General features: G+C 38.1%; 1 protein-coding gene. It reads left to right on the top strand.

Annotated elements, in window-relative coordinates:
- Window positions 1-280, top strand: a 280-nt coding sequence (locus tag LG31_RS21265) for a hypothetical protein (protein ID WP_161785981.1), incomplete at its 5' end; no start/stop codon positions are given.
- Between the last annotated feature and the right edge of the window lie 256 nt (window positions 281-536).

Raw genomic sequence — 536 nt, 5'->3', positions numbered from 1 at the left:
CGAAATACGCAGGCGTTCAGCTTCCTTAGATCTAATACAGAAAAATTTAAATGATAGCCTCATATCACTACAAGAACGAGAAGATGCTCTAATAGAAAAATCCAAAGACTTGGCAAGTGTCGTTGATATTAAATCAAGAGAACAGGCTCAAGAAATGCTATCTCAGTGGATAAAAGAAAAATCTAATGGGATAAAAGTGCTGGAGGAAAAGGAAAGAAAGGCGATTAAAGCCATTGATGATTTAAGGAGAAAATATGGGTCTTTCATAAAGATTCCATGATTATACAGTTCAAGTTCTCACCTTACAGGTATGCAGGTGTACTCCACCTGACAGCACACTAAGCGCAGTTTAGCCTCAAGAGAATCAAGCTCCAGAGATGAGTGATTTGGCTTACAAGAGAGGACTAAGAGACCCTTATTGGTATTAAAAATGGCAATGTGCTTGCACACATCACCATTTAGTAAAGTTCAAGTGCACCGATATCAATATCGATAACTCATCAAAATACCCTGAGCACCATCATTCATAATTCCAG

The sequence above is a fragment of the Aeromonas lacus genome, from assembly GCF_000764665.1.
Lineage (GTDB): Bacteria > Pseudomonadota > Gammaproteobacteria > Enterobacterales > Aeromonadaceae > Aeromonas > Aeromonas lacus.
The sequence above is the reverse complement of the archived record's forward strand: the minus strand, read 5'-3'. Positions and strand labels throughout refer to the sequence as shown.